At 29.8% G+C, this 19,848-nt stretch carries 17 protein-coding genes; 9 read left to right on the top strand and 8 right to left on the bottom strand.

Annotated elements, in window-relative coordinates; translation table 11 throughout:
* The first annotated feature begins 17 nt into the window (after positions 1-17).
* From ACTG3V_RS08815 to ACTG3V_RS08800, 4 genes are all read left to right on the top strand, one after another.
* Complete coding sequence (locus ACTG3V_RS08815) at positions 18-1,247, top strand: 3-phosphoshikimate 1-carboxyvinyltransferase (protein WP_439131796.1); 1,230 nt, start codon at positions 18-20, stop codon at positions 1,245-1,247.
* A gap of 74 nt (positions 1,248-1,321) precedes the next feature.
* The gene (gene queA / locus ACTG3V_RS08810; protein WP_439131795.1) at positions 1,322-2,371 is read left to right on the top strand and encodes a tRNA preQ1(34) S-adenosylmethionine ribosyltransferase-isomerase QueA; all 1,050 of its coding nucleotides are present in this window, start codon (positions 1,322-1,324) and stop codon (positions 2,369-2,371) included.
* Between the two features lie 212 nt (positions 2,372-2,583).
* Entirely contained in the window at positions 2,584-3,621 is a 1,038-nt protein-coding gene (gene rlmN, locus ACTG3V_RS08805) for a 23S rRNA (adenine(2503)-C(2))-methyltransferase RlmN (RefSeq protein WP_439131794.1), read from the top strand.
* 82 nt (positions 3,622-3,703) lie between these two features.
* Positions 3,704-4,681 carry a polyprenyl synthetase family protein gene (locus tag ACTG3V_RS08800; RefSeq protein WP_439131793.1) on the top strand — a complete coding sequence of 326 codons (978 nt, stop codon included), beginning with the start codon at positions 3,704-3,706 and terminating at the stop codon, positions 4,679-4,681.
* Here the strand turns inward: ACTG3V_RS08800 and ACTG3V_RS08795 are convergent.
* Positions 4,678-6,579, bottom strand: a complete 1,902-nt coding sequence (locus ACTG3V_RS08795; protein WP_439131792.1) for a mucoidy inhibitor MuiA family protein — start codon at positions 6,577-6,579, stop codon at positions 4,678-4,680. The two genes, ACTG3V_RS08800 and ACTG3V_RS08795, sit on opposite strands and share 4 nt — an antisense overlap.
* A gap of 185 nt (positions 6,580-6,764) precedes the next feature.
* Here ACTG3V_RS08795 and ACTG3V_RS08790 point away from each other — a divergent pair, with 185 nt between their 5' ends.
* Positions 6,765-8,645, top strand: a complete 1,881-nt coding sequence (locus ACTG3V_RS08790) for a hypothetical protein (RefSeq protein WP_439131791.1) — start codon at positions 6,765-6,767, stop codon at positions 8,643-8,645.
* A gap of 2 nt (positions 8,646-8,647) precedes the next feature.
* On the opposite strand, the gene ACTG3V_RS08785 is transcribed toward ACTG3V_RS08790, so the two are convergent.
* Positions 8,648-10,156, bottom strand: a complete 1,509-nt coding sequence (locus tag ACTG3V_RS08785) for a GH3 auxin-responsive promoter family protein (RefSeq protein WP_439131790.1) — start codon at positions 10,154-10,156, stop codon at positions 8,648-8,650.
* 58 nt (positions 10,157-10,214) lie between these two features.
* Between ACTG3V_RS08785 and ACTG3V_RS08780 the strand changes: the two genes are divergently transcribed.
* Both ACTG3V_RS08780 and ACTG3V_RS08775 read left to right on the top strand, forming a co-directional pair.
* Positions 10,215-11,006: a DUF2797 domain-containing protein gene (locus ACTG3V_RS08780; RefSeq protein WP_439131789.1), complete on the top strand. Its 792-nt coding sequence runs from the start codon at positions 10,215-10,217 to the stop codon at positions 11,004-11,006.
* A gap of 199 nt (positions 11,007-11,205) precedes the next feature.
* Positions 11,206-11,628 carry a secondary thiamine-phosphate synthase enzyme YjbQ gene (locus tag ACTG3V_RS08775; protein WP_439131788.1) on the top strand — a complete coding sequence of 141 codons (423 nt, stop codon included), beginning with the start codon at positions 11,206-11,208 and terminating at the stop codon, positions 11,626-11,628.
* Here the strand turns inward: ACTG3V_RS08775 and ACTG3V_RS08770 are convergent.
* The 6 genes from ACTG3V_RS08770 to ACTG3V_RS08745 are packed head-to-tail and all read right to left on the bottom strand — an operon-like array spanning position 11,625 to position 17,592.
* Positions 11,625-12,437 carry an HAD family hydrolase gene (locus ACTG3V_RS08770; RefSeq protein WP_439131787.1) on the bottom strand — a complete coding sequence of 271 codons (813 nt, stop codon included), beginning with the start codon at positions 12,435-12,437 and terminating at the stop codon, positions 11,625-11,627. The two genes, ACTG3V_RS08775 and ACTG3V_RS08770, sit on opposite strands and share 4 nt — an antisense overlap.
* A gap of 1 nt (position 12,438) precedes the next feature.
* Positions 12,439-13,452 (bottom strand): LacI family DNA-binding transcriptional regulator, encoded by a 1,014-nt coding sequence (locus ACTG3V_RS08765; protein WP_439131786.1) that lies wholly within the window; start codon positions 13,450-13,452, stop codon positions 12,439-12,441.
* A 53-nt stretch (positions 13,453-13,505) separates the two neighbouring features.
* Positions 13,506-14,945, bottom strand: coding sequence for a mannosyltransferase (locus tag ACTG3V_RS08760; protein WP_439131785.1), 1,440 nt, complete (start codon positions 14,943-14,945; stop codon positions 13,506-13,508).
* Positions 14,946-14,947: 2 nt separating this feature from the next.
* Positions 14,948-16,438, bottom strand: a complete 1,491-nt coding sequence (locus ACTG3V_RS08755) for a cellulose synthase family protein (RefSeq protein ID WP_439131784.1) — start codon at positions 16,436-16,438, stop codon at positions 14,948-14,950.
* A complete protein-coding gene (locus tag ACTG3V_RS08750) occupies positions 16,439-17,125 on the bottom strand; it encodes a glycosyltransferase family 2 protein (protein WP_439131783.1) in 687 nt (228 codons plus the stop codon).
* Between the two features lie 5 nt (positions 17,126-17,130).
* Positions 17,131-17,592, bottom strand: a complete 462-nt coding sequence (locus tag ACTG3V_RS08745; protein WP_439131782.1) for a toxin-antitoxin system YwqK family antitoxin — start codon at positions 17,590-17,592, stop codon at positions 17,131-17,133.
* Between the two features lie 273 nt (positions 17,593-17,865).
* On the opposite strand from ACTG3V_RS08745, the gene ACTG3V_RS08740 reads away from it, so the two are divergent.
* Together ACTG3V_RS08740 and ACTG3V_RS08735 are read left to right on the top strand one after the other, a co-directional pair.
* Positions 17,866-18,735 carry a hypothetical protein gene (locus tag ACTG3V_RS08740; RefSeq protein ID WP_439131781.1) on the top strand — a complete coding sequence of 290 codons (870 nt, stop codon included), beginning with the start codon at positions 17,866-17,868 and terminating at the stop codon, positions 18,733-18,735.
* A 27-nt stretch (positions 18,736-18,762) separates the two neighbouring features.
* Positions 18,763-19,764 carry a fasciclin domain-containing protein gene (locus ACTG3V_RS08735; protein ID WP_439131780.1) on the top strand — a complete coding sequence of 334 codons (1,002 nt, stop codon included), beginning with the start codon at positions 18,763-18,765 and terminating at the stop codon, positions 19,762-19,764.
* The last annotated feature ends 84 nt before the right edge of the window (positions 19,765-19,848 follow it).

The following is a 19,848-nucleotide window of genomic DNA, read 5'->3' as shown; positions in this document are numbered from 1 at the left end:
TAAAATCAAGTTTTAGAATGGACATATTGTTAAATGTTTTATCGGATAAAAAAATACACCAAGAAATAACAATCTCTGGTTCTAAAAGCGAATCGAATAGATTGCTGATTTTACAAAAACTTTTTCCTGAAATTACTATTGAAAATTTATCAGATTCAGATGATTCTGTGCACATGCAACATGCACTTTCTACAAATGATGAGTTAGTAGATATTGGTCATGCAGGTACAGCAATGCGATTTTTAACTTCTTATTTTGCTGTTAATGCTGGTAGAAAAACGGTTTTGACAGGTTCAGAGAGAATGCAAAACAGACCTATTGAAATTTTGGTAAATGCGCTAAAAGATTTGGGAGCAGAAATTACCTATGAAGCCAAAGAGGGCTATCCTCCAATCTGTTTGAACGGAACAAGATTAATTAAAGATAAAGTACAAATAAATGGTAATGTAAGTAGCCAATATATTTCTTCTTTATTATTAATTGCTTCAAAATTAGAAAATGGTTTAGAAATTGAATTAATTGGTAAAATTACTTCTGTACCTTATATAAATATGACTTTAAGTTTGTTAACGCAATTAGGTATTGACAATACATTTAAAGGTAATTTTATAAAGGTTTTTCCTAAAAATTCCATAGCAAAACAAACTGTTGTTGTAGAATCAGACTGGTCTTCTGCGAGTTATTTTTATTCTATTATTGCGCTATCAGAAATTGGGTCTACCATTCAATTATCTGCCTATAAAAAAGAAAGTTTACAGGGCGATTCTTGCTTGGCAGAAATTTACCAACATTTTGGTGTTTCTACTACTTTTGGTGATCATTTTATCACTTTAAAAAAAGAAAGATTAACAACCAAATCAACCTTGGAAATCAATTTAAAAAATGCACCAGATATTGCACAAACCATTGCAGTAACTTGTTTCGCTGAAGGTATTCCTTGTAATTTATCAGGTTTACATACTTTAAAAATCAAAGAAACTGATCGTTTGGTGGCTTTAGATGATGAACTATCTAAATTAGGCGCATCAATTTCTGTTACTGATAAAAGTCTACATTTAAAAGTTTCATCAACCATCAACAAAAACATCGCCATAAAAACGTATAACGATCATAGAATGGCAATGGCTTTTGCACCTTTGGCATTAAAAGTACCGATTCAAATAAATAATGCAGAGGTAGTTACAAAATCATACCAAAAATTTTGGGATGATATGCAACAAATTGGTATTGTAATTGATGAACTTTAAATATAAATAGCTAAACACTTGACAACGCCTATCTTGATATCGTATATTTGCGGTTTTTACAGCAAAATATACTTATGAAATTATCAAATTTTGATTTTGAATTACCAGAGGAGCTTTTAGCATTATATCCTGCAGAACATAGAGATGAATCTCGTTTAATGGTTTTGAACAAAAAAGAGCAAACTATTGAACATAAAACGTTTAAAGACGTTATTAATTATTTCGATGAAGGAGATATCTTAATGCTAAATAACACTAAGGTTTTCCCTGCAAGAATGTATGGAAATAAAGAAAAAACGGGTGCAAGAATCGAAGTATTCTTATTGCGTGAGTTAAATTCTGAAAACAGATTGTGGGATGTTTTGGTAGATCCTGCTAGAAAAATAAGAATTGGTAATAAGTTGTTTTTTGGTGATGATGATAGTTTAGTAGCAGAAGTTATTGATAATACAACTTCTAGAGGAAGAACGTTACGTTTTTTGTTTGATGGTAGTTATGAAGCGTTTAGAGAAAAATTATTAGAATTAGGAGAAACACCATTACCAAAAGCCATAAAAAGAGAGGTAGAACCTTCAGACGAAGAACGTTACCAAACTATTTATGCAAAACACGAAGGCGCAGTTGCTGCACCAACAGCAGGTTTACATTTTTCTAAACATTTGTTAAAGCGTTTAGAAATTAAAGGGGTAGATTTTGCTGAAATGACTTTACATGTGGGCTTAGGTACATTTAGTCCAGTAGAAGTAGAAGATTTATCGAAACATAAAATGGACTCAGAGCAAATTGTAATTCCTGCTAATACTGCTGATAAAATTAACCAAGCAAAAGAAGAAAAAAGAAGAATTTGTGCAGTAGGGACTACTGTAATGAGAACTGTAGAATCTTCAGTTTCCTCTAATCAAAAACTTAATGCTTATGAAGGTTGGACCAATAAATTTATTTTTCCACCTTATGATTTTAGTATTGCAAATGCAATGATTACTAATTTTCACGAACCAAAATCTACTTTAATGATGCAGGCAGCAGCCTTTGCTGGGTACGATTTTTTAATGGAAGCCTATAAAATAGCTGTAAAAGAAGGTTATAAATTTTCTACTTACGGAGATGCTATGCTAATTATCTAAGTAAATTAACGTCAAGAATTTCAAGACTGGCAATGCTACATTGTCAGTCTTTTTTTTTGGGCATTCCCTTTCAGGGCGCGCTTTCCATTATATCCCTGAAACAAGTTCAGGGGATGCCATTTCAATCGCTAATGCAGGCTTACTTAAAAACAACAAGCTGCACCTCAAAATATATGTGTATTTTTGCCATTGTAATCTTTGAATAGAAAATTTTGATTAAAAAGAAAGACATTAGAGCCCTAACCAAAGAACAATTGCGCAATTTTTTTGTAGAAAATGGTGATAAAGCGTTTCGTGGAAATCAAGTTTATGAATGGCTTTGGAACAAGTCATTACACACTTTTGAGGATATGACCAACATTTCTAAACAAACTCGAGAAATGTTAGAAAACAACTTTGTTATAAATCATATCAAAGTAGATTCCATGCAAAAAAGTAACGATGGTACCATAAAAAATGGGATTAAATTACACGATGGTTTGGTGGTAGAATCTGTTTTAATACCTACAGAAAAACGAACCACAGCTTGCGTATCTAGTCAAGTTGGTTGCAGTTTAGATTGTTTGTTTTGTGCAACAGCGCGTTTAAAGCGAATGCGAAATTTAAATCCTGATGAAATTTACGATCAAGTGGTTGTGATTGATAAACAAAGCAGGTTATATCACAATCATAAATTAACCAATATCGTTTTTATGGGTATGGGTGAGCCTTTAATGAATTATAAAAATGTGCTAAAATCTATAGAAATGATTACTTCTCCTGAAGGTTTAGGAATGTCTGCCAAAAGAATTACAGTGTCAACATCTGGCGTGCCAAAAATGATTAAAAAAATGGCAGATGAAGAAGTAAAATTCAATTTAGCAGTGTCTTTGCATTCTGCTATTGATGAGGTAAGAACCTCAATTATGCCTTTCAATACTACATTTCCTTTAAAAGATTTAAGAGAATCTTTAGAATATTGGTACGCAAAAACCAAACGAGCAATTACGTATGAATATGTGGTTTGGGAGGGTATTAACGACCGAAAAGAAGACATAAAAGCCCTTGTTGAGTTTTGTAAGTATGTGCCTTGTAAAGTAAATTTAATAGAATATAACCCAATTGATGATGGGCAATTTCAACAAGCAAGCAATGCTGCCATTAACAATTATATTTCTAATTTAGAAATGCACGATATTACTATAAACGTAAGACGTAGTAGAGGAAAAGATATAGACGCTGCTTGCGGACAGTTGGCCAATAAATCTTAACCAATATTTAAGTTTTCTTTCATTTTAATTCGATTTAGCTTCCTCTTTTATTTCGTATTTTTGCAAACCAAGTAAAGCCTGCATGAAGCCAGTAGAACTTATTAAATTACCCATCAAACAAGAGATGGAACTTTTTGAGAAAAAGTTCAGAGAGGCTATGCTTTCTAAAGTGCCGTTATTAAACAGAATTACCTATTACATTATCCGTAGAAAAGGAAAACAAATGCGCCCAATGTTTGTTTTTTTAATTGCCAAAATGGTGTCAGATGGTAATTTTGATGAGAGAACGTATAGAGGAGCATCTATTATAGAATTAATTCATACTGCAACTTTGGTGCATGATGATGTTGTAGATGATAGTAATAGAAGACGTGGTTTTTTCTCTATAAACGCACTTTGGAAAAATAAAATTGCAGTTTTAGTAGGCGATTATCTCTTATCTAAAGGCTTATTGTTATCAATTGATAATGATGATTTTGATTTGTTAAAATTGATTTCAATCGCGGTTCGTGAAATGAGCGAAGGCGAATTATTACAAATTGAAAAAGCCAGAAAATTAGACATTACAGAAGAGGTATATTTTGATATTATCCGTCAAAAAACAGCCACTTTAATTTCAGCTTGTTGTGGAATAGGTGCTGCATCAGTTGGTGCAAAAAATGATGTAGTACAGCAAATGCGAAAGTTTGGTGAATACATTGGAATTGCTTTTCAAATAAAAGATGATTTGTTTGATTATAGTGATGAAAAAATAGGAAAACCAACAGGTATTGATATCAAAGAACAAAAAATGACGCTGCCGTTAATTTATACGTTAAACAATTGTTCTAAAAAAGAAAAAGCTTGGTTAATCAACTCAGTAAAAAAACACAATAAGGATAAAAAGCGGGTAAAACAAGTTATTAATTTTGTGAAAAAAAATGGTGGCATAGAATATACCACCACAAAAATGAATTCTTATAAAAATAAGGCCATTACTATTTTACAAGAGTATCCAGATTCTCCTTATAAAAAATCATTACTCCAAATGATTGATTATGTGGTAGAACGTAAGGTCTAATCTATATTTAAATTATAACTTTTAGGATATTTTACGGCATATTTTAGGGTAAAATTTTGCACTACTTTTTTAGGTAAATTTATATTCCATCTAATTTCTCCAGTTTTAGGATTTAAAACTCCAGTGGTTACATCAGTATCTAATTCAATTTTTATTTCTTCTGATTTTGATATAGGAATCTGATCTAAAACCACAATATTTATGGGCTCACTTTTGTTATTTTTAATTGAATAATTCCATATTCTAGATTCTTCTTTTTTGTTGCCAATAAATTGTTTTGTTGTAAAATCTTTTTCTTTAGTTCTAGTTACGCTTACGTTTTTATCAATACCTAAAGAAATTTCTAGCTCTTTTTGTGCAAACCTTGTATCGAGTAAAGTAGTTCCTGTAAATGTATCTTCAAAATAAATATTAGCCTCAGCTTCTAATAAATTAAATTTTTCCCAATCACTAATTTTTGCTACTAAAAAAGCACTTTGTTCAGCTTTAGGAAAAGAGTAATATTGATAATCTGTAGAAATATTAAAACTTCTCATTGGAATGCTAAAATTTGTATTGCTAGATTTTATAGAATAAGGTTTAACCACTTCAAAATTAACAGTAGTTTGGTTCACTACTTGTTTAGTATCTATTGTACTTACCTTTTCTTCTTTAATAGATGATGAAGCGTCTCTTATAGAAATACCGGCTGCTTTTCCAGATAAAGCTGTACTAATGTTTCTTTTATTTTTACTGCTCCCTTTTCTTTGGGTTCCATAGCCAACTACTACAATTTCATCTAATGCATTATAATCTTCTTCGAGAATAACATTAATGGTATTACTAGTTACAGGCACTTCTTTGGTTTTGTAACCAAGGTAGCTAAAAACTAAACTACTATTATTTTGTGGAGTTTCTATTGAAAAATTTCCATCAAAATCTGTGCTTGTTCCTATTGTGGTACCTTTTATTTGAACTGATACACCAGGTAAAGGCGTTCCAGAGCCACTAACATTACCATTTACGCTGTTTATTTTATCATTATAATTTGGTGGAAGTGTGCCATAATCTATAAAATAAGGGATGATTTCTTTTACTTTGTTAGACTTTGTTGGGTTACCAGAAGAGAAACTAAGCTTTACATTGGTCCAGTCTATTTTTGAATTTTGATATAAGTTTGCTTTATAAACTAACTCCAAGGGAGTGTTGATGTTTTTTACGCGGACATCATAAGAAGGATACCACCCAACATTATCCACATTATAGGTTAAGGTAAATTTGGTTTGCTTGGCAACCTCAGATTTTAAACGAATAACAATTTCACCAGAGCCAAAGTTTATTTTTGGATTCACCTCGTTGATTTGTTTCTTTAAATTAGAAATCGATAACTCTAATTTTAGAATTTCTTTTTTTAGTTTAAATTCTTTGGTTTTTAAACTTCTAATTTTATCGCCATAATAGTTGGCTGCTTCTTTAAAGGTTGTAGCTGTTAAGGTTTGATTTCCGCCAATAGACTTATTAGATTTTAAAAATAAAATTTCTTCTTTAATAATCTCTAAATCAACATTTTTAGAACTAACAAGGTTTTCAATAGCTTTTAATTCTGTTTCTAAATTGTTGAGTTTAGTATTCTTTTTTATCGGTTTTAAATAGTCTTTCTGAAAATTAATGGCTTGAATTTCGATATCTTTAGCTTTAACCTGAATGCTTTTGCCATCAACAAAAGGCGATAAATTCACAAACTTTAAGGTATTTTCTCCTTTTACCAAAGAAACTGTTTTTTCTCTATGAATTTGAGCGTTTTTTAAGAAAACAACCGCTGATTTTACTTCAGATTTTAAAATATTTTCCTTTAAATTTTGAGCTTTGATAGAAAAGGTAAAAAGGAGGCCAAATAGTAAAACTGTACTTTTTTTCATAAGAATAAATTTTGGATGATAGTTAGAGATCAAAAATAGGTCTTTAGAGTTTGTGTAGAAAACTACACTTCGTAAAATGGTTATTTGAGTTAGTGAAAAAGGTTTTTTGCCAAGTTAAATTGATAAAATATAGTTTTTTATTATTTTTGAGTTGATTATTTATATGTACATCAAAAATAGCAGCTATGAAAAAAATTCTCCCTCTTTTTGTAATTACTCTTATGTGTTTGTTTAAAACAAAAGCACAAAACTCTTTTGATATTGTTTTTGCTCAAAATACAAAACAAGATAGTAGATGTAGTTATTTTAATAGTTATTTTAAGCAAACCCCCAAAGAAATTGGATTTTCTATCCAAAGAGAAAACGACAAACTTTACTTTGTAGTTACAGATAAAAAATGGGCTATAAACCTGTTTAAAAAATCAGGAGATGGAATAGCAATAGACGTAGTTTCAAAATCGAGATATGCATGTGATAAAACTATAGAAGATACGCAAATAAAAGGAACTATTTTAAAACCTGTTTATGCCAAACAATTGGTTAGAGGTTTTAAACCAACACTAGGTAAACGATTTAGAACTTTAGTTGGTACAGTACCATCAAATTTAATAAATGACGAGTTAGAATTTAATATTTTGTTCTTAAACAATAAAGTATTGTGTAGATACCAACGTATTTACAATTTAGAGTCTTATCCTTGGGATTTGTTAGATATGGGTATTTACCTCGATTCTTTAGTTTATAAATCAAAAAAAATTACAAATACTGAAGATAAATTTATAACTAAATACAAAAAATTAAAATTTATAATTCCTTTTAAAAAAAACAAATCTGAATATTTACCAGAAGATATAAAACCGCTTTATGACTCTTTGAGGTTGACTGATTTTAACATAAAAAAAATAAATATAAAAGCCTACTCTTCAATTGAAGGTAGTTTAGAACGGAATTTAGAATTGCAAAAACAAAGAGCAAATAGTATTGTTAAATCGATGCAATCTTTTCAAAAACCTGATATTGAAACTGAGATTACCACTTCTGAAAACTGGGTTGAGTTTTTAAATGATATTTCAAAAACGAAGTATAAAAATTTTGTAACACTTTCTAAAAAGGAAACCAAGCAAAAAGTTATTGGTACAGTTTCTAAGGAACTAGAGATGTACTTAAAAAATCATAGAAAAGCAGTAATTACTTTAGCTTTAGAAAAGAAAGATAAATACAAAGATATGAGTACCTCTTTGTTGATTTCAACGTTTAATAAACTAATTGATTCAGAAAATGTAGATGAAGCTTTAATAGTTCAAAACTCGCTTTTTGAGAAAATAAAAGAAGAAAATTCACCTGACAAATTAAAACAATTGACTGTACCAAAACAGTTAAAATTTACTTCAATTTTAAATAAGAATAGTATCATTAAATATGAGATGGATTTGCGCTATGCAAAAATTGTATTTGATGAATTAAAAACCCTGGAAAATTTAGCTCCAAAAAATATAAAAGTAAAATATAATTTAGTGGTAACAAGATTTATTATTTGGAGAAACAATTGGGAAGATATTAATGAGAAAACCTTGAAAAAGCAAATCATTGATTTAAAAAAGTATGGAGTTGAGCAAAGTTTAATTGATAGAATGTTAGTTAATTTTCATATCGTAAAAGCCGAAAAAAATATGAGAGCCAGAAAATATGAAGCAAAAGATGCATCTTTAGAGTTTATAATTGATACTTATAAAAATTTTAAACTATCAAATTATGATTACCTAAGTTTAGCTCAATTTTTAAATTATTATTCGAATAAAGATGATGCAATAGATGTTTTAGATCATAAGGTAAGAACCATTACTGTAGATGAAGATTTGTTGTTTTATTATCTTAATTTAACCATTACCAATACATTTAATGTAGCTTCAGAAAATTATAGAACAATGATGTTGAATGCTATCAATTTAAATGAAAAAAGATTCTGTAAATTATTCAATTCTTCTTTAAATGATGGTGTTACTTTTCAGTTATTAGAAAATGAATATTTAAGAAAAACATATTGTGAAAATTGTAGTAAAGACTAGTTTTATAAACTCAATAACTCTTCTACAAAATCTCTTTTGTTAGACAATCTAGGCACTTTGTGTTGACCACCTAACTTATTTTTTTTCTTTAGCCAATCATAAAAAAGCCCTTTTCGTGCCACATGTATTTTTGGCATTGCTAATGTCATAGAATTGTAACGTTTTGCTTCGTAATCTGAGTTGATGGCTTTTAACGAATTGTCTAACATTTCTGTAAAATAACTCATATTTTCTGGTGGGTTGTTAAACTCTATAATCCATTCATGACCACCACTTTTTTTATCTTCCATAAAAATAGGGCCAACTGTATAATCAGAAATAATAGCATTAGTTTTTTCGCAAGCTAACTTTAAAGCATCCTCTACATTTTCAATATTCAACTCTTCACCAAAAACATTAATATAATGTCTGGTTCTACCTGTAATTTTAATTCTATAAGGGTCTAATGATGTAAAACGGATGGTGTCACCAATTAAATAGCGCCATAAACCGCTATTTGTGGTAATTATTAAAGCATAATCAATCCCTTTTTGTACATCAGAAATAGGAATAGTTTTAGAGTTTTCACCTGCATAATCAGCCATTGGTATAAACTCATAGAAAATTCCATAATCTAACATCAACAATAATTCTTTAGAGTTATTTTGATCTTGTATCGCAAAAAAACCTTCGGAAGCATTATAGGTTTCGTAATATTTAAAATCAGCTTTCGGAATTAATTTTTTATATTGTTCTCTATAAGGGTTAAAATTTACGCCTCCATGAAAATACACTTCTAAATTTGGCCAAACTTCTAAAATATTATCTTTTCCTGTACGCTCTAAAACATTATTTAATAAAACCAACATCCAACTAGGCACGCCTACCAAACTTGTAATATCTTCATGAATGGTTTCTTCAATTATAGCATCCATTTTGGTTTCCCACTCAGCCATTAAGGCAACTTCTTGACTTGGTGCAGAACTGTAATCTGCCCAAAAAGGTAAGTTTTCAGTTATAATCGCAGACAAATCACCAAAATAAGAATTATTGTCTTTGTAAATTTCAGAACTACCTCCCAATCGTAATCCTTTGCCTGTAAAAAGTTGTGTTTCTTCGTTATTGTTAATGTATAAACACAACATATCTTTACCAGCCTTCATGTGGCAATACTCTAAAGCTTCGCTACTAACAGGTATAAATTTACTTTTAGCATTGGTGGTGCCACTAGATTTTGCAAACCATTTAATATGACTTGGCCAGAATAAATTTTGTTCTCCTTTTCTACAACGTTCAATTAAAGGTTCTATAGTTTCATATTTGTGAATTGGCACCAATCTTGTAAAATCTCTATAATTTTTTATGGATGAAAATTGATGTTGGTTACCAAATTCTGTGCGTTTAGCAGTAGAAATTAATTTTAATAAGACTTCGTTTTGTACATCATTTGGATATTTTAAAAACAACTCTATTTGATGAATCCTTTTTTTTAAAAACCAGGAAATTATAGAATTTACTAAAGGAAAGGCCATGAATTAAGTTCGATTTTTTACGTAATTTTGTGAACAGCTAAAAATACTAAAATTTGTTATGCAATATCAAGGTGTCTTAAAAAAAATGAAAACTGAAAATTCAGCCGAAATTCAGTATTATTTAGATATGAAAACTGATTTCATTAATGTCAATCAGTTAATAGATAAAGAAATTTCTATCAGTTTTGTAACTTTTGAGTGCTTAAATTGCCATTTAGAAAAGAAAATATACAGACAAGGTTTTTGTCAATCGTGCTTTTTTGATACTCCAAATGCAGGCGATTGGATTATGCGTCCTGAGCTAAGTAAAGCACATTTAGATATTGAAGATCGTGATTTAGCCTATGAAAAGCAAGTACAATTGCAGCCACATATTGTGTATTTGGCAAATTCTAGCAATGTAAAAGTTGGTGTAACTAGAAAACAACAAGTGCCTACAAGATGGATAGATCAAGGTGCACATGAAGCTATAGAAATTGTAGAAGTGCCTAATCGATATTTAGCAGGAATTACAGAAGTTGCCTTAAAAGAGCATGTTGCAGATAAAACCAATTGGCGAAAAATGCTAAAAAATGATATTGAGGATGAAAATTTAGTGGAATGGAGAGAAAAATTAAAACAATACATACCTGAGGAAGCTAAAGCGTTTTTTATAGAGCATAATGAAGAAACGAATTTGAATTTTCCAGTAACCAAATACCCAGAAAAACCTAAAAGTTTAAACTTGATAAAAACGCTAAAATACAAAGGAAAATTAGTGGGTATAAAAGGACAATATTTAATTTTTGAAGATGAAACCGTTTTTAATATTAGAAGCAATGAAGGTTTGGTAGTGAATATCGAAGTTTAATTTGATAAAATAAAGAATATTGTAATTACAAAATGTCAGTTCGAGTGATTTTGAGGAACGAAAAAATAGTATCGAGAACATTTTTTAAGTTAAAACTTTTGTTCTCGATACAAATTTTACTCATTTCAATCGTAAAATTCACTCGGACTGACAGCGTTTTATCAAAATTCAAAATAAGTGATAAATAATAATTCGTATTATGATTTTTGAACAAAAAGAAATACAATTACAACCTTACAAAAGAGGCTTTCATTCCATTACAGAAGCGGTAATAAGGGCTTTCCCAGAAATCAAAATCATAGAAAAAGGCTTCCTAAAAGTATTTATAAAACATACCTCAGCAAGTTTAACCATTAATGAAGATGCAGACCCAAGTGTAAGAGTAGATTTTGAAAGTCATTTTAACAAAATGGTTGCAGAAAATGAGCCATACTATATCCATACTTACGAAGGTTCTGATGATATGCCAGCGCATTTAAAGGCATCTTTATTAGGCAGTACAGTAGAAATTCCGATTGCAAAAGGTCGCTTAAATTTAGGAACCTGGCAAGGTATTTATTTATGCGAACATAGAAATTATGGAGGTGCTAGAAAATTAGTGCTTTCTGCATTTGGGGTTTAGCTTTTGCTATTAATTAACTGCTCTAAAATAGTTTCTACACCAAAATCGTCATTACTTTTAGTAGTATATTTTGCAATTTTTTTGATGTCTTTATGTGCATTTTGCATGGCAAAACTTAAACCAGCTTCTTGCATCATTTCTATATCATTATGATAATCTCCAAAAACCATAGTTTCTGCTTTGGTTACATTTAAAAGTTTTTGTACTTCTCTTAACGCATTGCCTTTATTGGCTTTCTCATCAGAAATATCTAACCAATTTATTCCTGAAACTTTAAGTAGAATTTCGTTGTTTAAGTGCTTTATTTCTGGATAAATAAATTGCTCAGATGAATCAAAATGATACACAGCAATTTTAAAAACAGGTACTGTTTTAGCAATTTTTTCTAAATCATCAACTTGTTGAAAACTTGCATAAAATTCCTGAAAAAGTTCAATAAAATAATCATCTTTACTCTCTATATAAGCAGCATCATCACAACACAAAACGATATTTGCGCCTTTAATATTTCTTAAAACAGGAATTAATTTTAGTACTTTTTCTGATTCTAGAAAGTTAGATAAAAGCACTTTTTCTCCTTTTTTGGCAACACCACCATTTTCAGCAATTACATAGATATCGTCTTTTATTTTCTTTAACCTTTCAACAATACTGTTGTGTTGTCTTCCGCTGGCTGCACAAAAAAGAACATTTTTTTCTTGAAGTTTTTGAAAAAGAGTAAAAAAATGTGGACTCACTTCGTGCTTGGAATTTAGCAAAGTGCCATCCATATCAGAAACAATAAGTTTTACTTTAGAAAAATCAATCATTTTATCTTGTGGAATCTCTAATTACAATATCGGTTTTAATTACTTCTGTAGTGATGTCTTTATTTTTATTCTTGAGTTTATCAATTAAAATTTGAGTAGCTTTTTCGCCTATTTGTTCTCCATGCTGACTTATAGTTGTCATTTTTGGGCTAGAGTGTCTTGATAAAATTCCGTTAGAAAATGCAATTACAGAAACATCTTTTGGTATTTTTTTACCACTTTTTTTAATGGCTTTCATTGCTGAAACAGCTACAGATTCTCCAGTGGCAATCACTGCATCTATTTCGTTGGCTTGTATAAAAGGTTTTAATACATTTTTATATTTTTTGTAATCTTTTTCAATAATATTTAAAACTAAATCTTCTTTAAACACAAGACCAACTTTTTCCAACCCTTTTTTGTATCCTAAAAAGCGTTGTTTACCAATATATAAATCGCTCATGGTAGATACAAACGCTATTTTTTTGTGTCCTTTTTTATATAAAAACTCCACTGTATTTGCGGCTGAATTGATATTATCAGTTACCACTTTATCACACGCAATCGATTGAGCAACTCTATCAAACATAACCACAGGTGTTCCGTTTTCAATAGATTCTTTAAAATGGTCGAATTTGTTATTTAATTCTGTTTCCTTTGCCATTGATAATAAAAAACCATCTATGCTTCCATTAGAAAGCATTTCAATAATTTCTACTTCTTTATCAAAAGATTGATTAGAGATGCAAGTAATTACTTTATACCCCTGTTTTAATGCTGTTTTTTCTATGCCTTTAAATACTTGCGCAAAGAAATAATTTAACATGGTAGGCATAATTACACCAATTGTTTTTGTGCTTCTATTCTTTAAGCTTAACGCATTAAAGTTAGGTTTGTAATTATGTGCCTTAGCATATTTTTGAATTTTTTCTTTTGTGGCTTCGCTTATCTCATAGCTGTCATTCAATGCTTTAGAAACCGTGGAAATGGAAACATTAAATTGTTTAGCGATGTCTTTAATGGTTAGTTTTTTCATAAAAAAAATTAAACACTAATATATAAAAATAAAGCCATTACTAATTTAAAAAATTAGTAAATCTGAACTTTCTTTTTTGTGTTTTTTATAACCTCATAAATTAAATAGCAAAAAACAAACATATATTCAATACTAACAAACCATAAATTTTCTTGCCAGGGTAAATTTGAATATGCTTGATAACTTAAAATAATAACAAAACTCCATATAACAGGAAATTTATATTTTGTAAAAATCGATAAGATTATTGGTGTTGCCAAATACCAAGGATGAACAGTTGTAGCTGTAAAATAGTAGAAACATAAGCCAAATAGCATAGCCGTAAAGAGCTGTATTATTGAAGTGCTTTTTTTGAAGAACGTTAAGATAATAAGAAATAAAATGGTTAAAATAGGAGTGATCTTACCAATAATAGCAATCTCATTATAGCCTCTAAATAAGTAGCCTATTTCTCTAAAGAGGTAATAAAAGCTAGCATTAAATTCAAAGCTTTTAAACCACAACCCTACAGAATTTGAATAGTTATCGATTAAGGTTGATGAATAAAAAGGTAGAAATAAAGAAAGAGTTGTGACTAGTATAATGATATAAAATGTAATTAATTGAAAGATTCCTTTACCGTGAAAATTTAACTTAGGACGATAAGAATTTGGTGATGTAATAGTAGCTTTACCAACTGTAGATTGCTTTGTTTTACTTGCAATGGCTTTTTTTTGTTTTACAAACCATTGAAAAAATAAAGGTAAAAACAATAAAGGAATAAGCTTTACAGAAACAGAACAAGCTATAAAAATTGCGGCTAAAATCCATTTTTGTTGATATAGTTTGTACATCCCCAGAATAAAGAAGAATAACATTACAGGTTCAAAGTGTAAATTACCTGTCATTTCTATAATGATAAAAGGATTTAAAATGTACCAAAAAATATTTTTGACGGGTAAATTTAATTTTTCCAAAAGTTGTTTTCCAAAATATAAAATACCAATATCTGCCAAAATAATAATCAACCTTAAGACTATCACAGAACCAAAAATACTTTTACTATAAAAAACTGCAGCAATTAAAAAACAAAGCTGATTTAAAGGTGGGTAATTGGTATAATGGCTACCATTCAATTCGCCCATTCCTACATACAGCTCCTTAGCTTGCGCAATAGGGTAGTTGTTTTGTTGTATAAAAGTTTCTGGTAGTGATAAGTAAGGGTTTAAACCTTCTAAAATCATTCTTCCATCCCAAATAAATCTGTAAAAATCTTGGGATAAATTAGGAGTTGCAAATAAAAATATCAACCTAAAAATAATGGAAACACCAACTAAGTTTGTAAATGAAATTTGATTGTTTTTTATTAAAAAATAAAAACAACCAAAAAGTGAAAACCACAAAAAACAAAGCAGATAAAATGAGGTTCTTTCTAAGAAATAAGCAAATAAAAAGTAGAGAATTATACTACTAATAATTAGTAAAACATGTTGTTTTTGTTTTAATAAAGACATTGCTATGCTTTAGAGAAAATAGACTTGAAAAAAACATAAGAAAAACCGATAAACAGCATTAAATGAAAAGGAAATAACCCATAATCTCCTCCTTGATTGCCTACAATTGAAGCACTATACATTCCAAAAACAAAATAACCAGCCAATAAGCCTTCTAAAATTACATGAACAGAGGGTTTCTTTTTAATGTATTTGTTGTTTTTCCAACCGTCTTTAATAGTTTTAATATTAAATTTTGGCGTACGAACAAATTCGCTTTTTTTACCAAAATGACCTTCTAAAACAGCTATGGTATTGTGTAAAGAAAAACCCATTGCTACAGAGAAAAACGTAAAAAAAGCACCTATGTACTTAAAGAATTTAACAAAACCACCTCCATAGATATTCTTGTACATATGCCAATAACATACAAAAAAGATAATTGAGCTTAAAACAAAGAAACTCATTACATAAAAGTAGTTTTTTAAGTGTGCATATTCGTTTTTAATATATAGCATAGGTATGCTTAAAACTGCAACCAAAAAGATACATGTAAACATAGAGCTGTTTAGCAAATGCAATAAACAGTGAATCTTAGTTTTAAAAGAAACTGTTTTACTGGTAATAATTTTGCGAACCATTTTCTGAAAATTTTCAGCCCCACCTTTATTCCATCGAAACTGTTGCGATCTTGCTGCGCTAATTATTACAGGTAATTCTGCAGGAGTTTCTACATGTTCTAAATACTTAAATTTCCAGTTTTTTAACTGTGCTCTATAACTTAAATCAATATCTTCTGTAAGCGTATCTCCTTGCCAGTTGCCAGCATCATAAATACATTTTTTTCGCCAAACCCCAGCAGTACCATTAAAATTTATAAAATGCCCTTTGCTGTTTCTACCCACTTGTTCTAGGGTAAAATGCGCATCTAACATAAAGGCTTGAATACGGGTTAAGGTAGAATAATTTCTGTTGATATGACTCCATCTGGTTTGCACCACACCAATATTATCCTCTTTAAAATAAGGTATAGTTTGGTGCAACCAATCTTTTTTTGGAAGAAAATCTGCATCAAAAATGGCAATAAATTCTCCTTTTGCCATCTTTAGGCCTTCTTTTAATGCACCAGCTTTGAAACCTTTTCTATTGGTTCTGCGAATGTGTTGAATATCAATTCCTTTTTCTTGAATTTTTTTAATGTGTTTTGCAGTAATTGCTACAGATTCATCAGTAGAATCATCTAAAACTTGAATTTCTAATTTATTTAAAGGATACTCTAATTTTGCAATATTTTTAAGAAGTCGTTTCATGACATACAACTCATTATATACAGGCAGTTGTATGGTTACAAACGGAATTTCATCAGGGTTGTTAAAATCGAATTTTAGAGAATGATCTTCTTTGTTTCTAAAACGTAAATAGTTAAATAAAAGGTTCAATTGTGCTAATGCATACATAAAAATAAGTAGCAAACAGATTGTGTATACAATAATGATGATGTATTCTAAAACCATTTATTTAAAACTGTATTTAAAAATCCAACTAAGAATCTTTACTCCTGCAAATATAGTACCTTTTAGAGTTCCTGAAACTTTAGAAACACCTATTCTGTTTCTATATTTTACAGGAATTTCTAGATAGCTCATTTTTTGTTTTAAAACTTTTAGTTGCATTTCTACGGTCCAACCATACGTTTTATCCTGCATTTTTAAAGCCAAAAGTTTATCATATTTTATAGCTCTAAAAGGCCCTAAATCTGTAAATTTTGCTCTAAAAAAAAGTTTCATTAAAAAAGTAGCCAACCAATTACCAAAAACTTGTTGAGGTGTCATAGCACCAACTTCTCTTAATTGTTGCACTCTTGCCCCAACTACAAAATCAATATTTTTATGAATTATTGGATCAATAATTTCTATCAATTGCTCAGGATAATCTGAGTAATCACCATCTAAAAAAACAACAATATCAGGTTTTTGTTTTTGCTTACGTATGTAATCCATGCCTTTTAAACATGCATAACCATAGCCTTTTCTAATTTCTGATAACACAGTTGCACCCGCATTTTTGGCGTTGATTTCTGTGTTGTCTGTAGAATTATTACTAATTACAATAATTTCGTTAACAATATTGGGTATGTCTTGAATTACATTACCAATAGAGTCTTGCTCATTATAAGCTGGGATAATGACTTTAATATTCAACCTCTTTAAAATTTTACATTTGGATTATCTCTTTTAAAACTAAAATAAGAAGTCCATTCTCCCGTTTTTTTATTAGACACATAGCGTTCAGCTTTTTGAAGACGATTATTAATATACACTAAAGAATAACCATCTCTTTTACCATTTTTAAACTGAATTTTTCTTTTTTTCTTTTTTGAATAAAAAATCCACCAATTGCTAGCCTTATTATTTTTATAACTACCTTCTTTAAGTAATTTATTATCTACAGTGTAAAAGTACCAATAATCTGTTTTCTTATCATTAGTATAATGGCCTTTTTTTTTCACAGAACCATTAGGATAGTAGAAAGTCCAAAAGTTTACTTTTTGGTTATTTAGAATCCATCCTTCTGAAATTAGAATCCCTTTTTCGTTATAATTTTTTACATATTCTTTTTTTGGGGTTGTTATCGTTAAGCATAAAACGATCATACATCTAAGAAACATATTTTTATTTTTTAAGGTTAATACTTAAATGAAGTGCTTGAAACAACAACTCTTTTAATTGGTTAAAATTTGTTTTAAGCCTTTGATAGGCTATAAAACATAGATAACTTTTAGTTGGTCGTTTACATCAAAACAAACTTTCATCTCTGCTATAATCATATACGAAGAAAAATGTTTTTTGGTTTTTTTTTTGAAAAAATTAAAACCACCCTTTGGTTTTTTACGTAGATAGAGTAACAGTAACCATAAAAAACTAAAATTATGACAAACAAAATGAAAACACTTGCAAGTTTATGCTTGCTATTAACGGGTCTATGTGTGGCTCAAAGTCCAGTAAATGGTTTTATGAAAAAATCTGGTGAAGGAGCTTTGGTACTTTCTTACTCTCAAGAATCTTACAATAAAGTTTTTTTAGTACCTAATGAAATTAATGGAGTACCTGCTTTTAATGATGTAACTATTAGTAGTTTGTCATTTTTTGGAGAAATTGGGATTTCAGATAATTTTAACTTAGTATTAAATGTGCCACATATTAAAGCAAAAGGTAATGCCACTGAAGCAGTTTTAACAAATAATGGCTTCGAAAATGAAAGAAAAGGAATTCAAGATTTAAAAATTTATGCGAAATATAGATTCCATACCATTAATTTTGAAAAAAGCACCTTAGATTTTATTGGGGCAGCAGGTTTAGAAACTCCTTTAGGAAATTATAGTGCAGACGAAGGCTTACAATCAATTATAGCTATTGGTAATGAAGCCACTTCTTTTAATGGGTTTGGTATTGCTACTTTTAAAATCAAAACCGGACTTTTTGCTACAGGTCAGTTAGGCTATAGTATTAGAAACAATGATGTGCCAAATGCATTATTAAGCGAATTTAAACTAGGTTATGCTGCTTCTAAATTTTATGTAGATGCTTTTATTGCCAATCAATTATCAGATGATAGTGGTGTAGATATTTTAGGAGAAGGATTTACAGGATTTTTCCCTGCAACTCGTGTTAATTATACTAGAATTGGGGTAAATGTTTTTATGCCAATTACAGAAAAATTCGGTATTACAGCAGGAACAAACGCTTATATTTCTGGTAGAAATCTTGGTAAAGCTACTGGAGCTTATGGTGGTGTTGTGTACTCATTTTAATTAATAACCAAATAAAACTTAACAATTATGAAAAATTTATATATTTTAAAATACATGCTAATTTCTATACTAACAATTAGCTTTTTATACTCTTGTGAAACAACTTCTAGTTATGAAGATGAATTGCCTTCAATTGCAAATATTGCAGTTTCAAATGCAGATTTTAGTACGCTAGAAGCAGCTGCTATTACTGGTGGAGTTGCAGGAGTTTTAAGTAACTCAAACCCTAATGATGCTAATGGTGCTTATACTGTTTTTGCACCTACAAATGATGCTTTTGCAAGACTTGGTTTAAATGAGCAAACTTTAGGTGTTCTTCAAAAACCATTTTTAACAAATACATTATTATACCATGTTTCTAACGGAAATTTATCAGGAAGTTCTATAAATGATGGAGCAAATTCAACTTCAGCACTAGCAGTAGATAGACGTTTTATTACACGTGGAGATGATACTTACATTAACGGGTCTAAAATCTTAGCTACAGATGTTATGGCAAGTAATGGAACAGTACATGTAATTGATAAAGTAATGATTGCTACTGGTGTAGATATTGTACAATCTGCAATAGCATTACAAAGTTCAAGCGTTTTTACTTTTCCAGAATTGTCTTATTTAGTAGAAGCTGTAATTTATACAGATTTAGTAGATGCGCTTTCAGCTTCTAATGGAAGTCCGTCTTTTACCGTTTTTGCACCTACAGATCAGGCTTTTGTAGATTTAGGAGCAGCACTTGGTTTAACATTTACACAACCTTCAGATATTCGTCAATTACCAGTAGAAACAGTACGAACAGTACTTTTAAATCATGTAATTGCAGATGGAGGTAAATTTACATCAGAATTAAATGCAGGTACTGTAACTCCTTTAGGAGGTGATGATTTAACTTTAGGAGCTTTTACAAACGGAACGCTTACAGTTACAGGAGTAGGAAATGGAGGAGAAGCTGCAAATATGGGAATACCAGATGTGCAAACAACAAATGGAGTAGTGCATGTTATTGATAGAGTGTTATTACCGAATTTATAAAAACATTATTTGAGTGTTTGATTAGTTTGATTTCTTAAGCCACAGATGGTATCTGTGGCTTATTTTATGGTATAAGTTTTTTGT

This window comes from Polaribacter sp. (assembly GCF_965660385.1).
Classification (GTDB): Bacteria; Bacteroidota; Bacteroidia; order Flavobacteriales; family Flavobacteriaceae; genus Polaribacter.
This window is presented reverse-complemented; position numbering and strand designations above follow the sequence as displayed.

Bases quoted from the DNA above. Each gene is read 5' to 3' on its own strand.
- ACTG3V_RS08735 (WP_439131780.1), top strand. From the start codon at position 18,763: ATGAAAAATTTATATATTTTAAAATACATGCTAATTTCTATACTAACA.
- ACTG3V_RS08780 (WP_439131789.1), top strand. From the start codon at position 10,215: ATGCAATATCAAGGTGTCTTAAAAAAAATGAAAACTGAAAATTCAGCC.
- ACTG3V_RS08815 (WP_439131796.1), top strand. From the start codon at position 18: ATGGACATATTGTTAAATGTTTTATCGGATAAAAAAATACACCAAGAA.
- ACTG3V_RS08745 (WP_439131782.1), bottom strand. From the start codon at position 17,592: ATGTTTCTTAGATGTATGATCGTTTTATGCTTAACGATAACAACCCCA.
- ACTG3V_RS08790 (WP_439131791.1), top strand. From the start codon at position 6,765: ATGAAAAAAATTCTCCCTCTTTTTGTAATTACTCTTATGTGTTTGTTT.
- ACTG3V_RS08775 (WP_439131788.1), top strand. From the start codon at position 11,206: ATGATTTTTGAACAAAAAGAAATACAATTACAACCTTACAAAAGAGGC.
- ACTG3V_RS08795 (WP_439131792.1), bottom strand. From the start codon at position 6,579: ATGAAAAAAAGTACAGTTTTACTATTTGGCCTCCTTTTTACCTTTTCT.
- ACTG3V_RS08740 (WP_439131781.1), top strand. From the start codon at position 17,866: ATGAAAACACTTGCAAGTTTATGCTTGCTATTAACGGGTCTATGTGTG.
- ACTG3V_RS08785 (WP_439131790.1), bottom strand. From the start codon at position 10,156: ATGGCCTTTCCTTTAGTAAATTCTATAATTTCCTGGTTTTTAAAAAAA.
- ACTG3V_RS08765 (WP_439131786.1), bottom strand. From the start codon at position 13,452: ATGAAAAAACTAACCATTAAAGACATCGCTAAACAATTTAATGTTTCC.
- ACTG3V_RS08755 (WP_439131784.1), bottom strand. From the start codon at position 16,438: ATGGTTTTAGAATACATCATCATTATTGTATACACAATCTGTTTGCTA.
- ACTG3V_RS08760 (WP_439131785.1), bottom strand. From the start codon at position 14,945: ATGTCTTTATTAAAACAAAAACAACATGTTTTACTAATTATTAGTAGT.
- ACTG3V_RS08770 (WP_439131787.1), bottom strand. From the start codon at position 12,437: ATGATTGATTTTTCTAAAGTAAAACTTATTGTTTCTGATATGGATGGC.
- ACTG3V_RS08800 (WP_439131793.1), top strand. From the start codon at position 3,704: ATGAAGCCAGTAGAACTTATTAAATTACCCATCAAACAAGAGATGGAA.
- queA (WP_439131795.1), top strand. From the start codon at position 1,322: ATGAAATTATCAAATTTTGATTTTGAATTACCAGAGGAGCTTTTAGCA.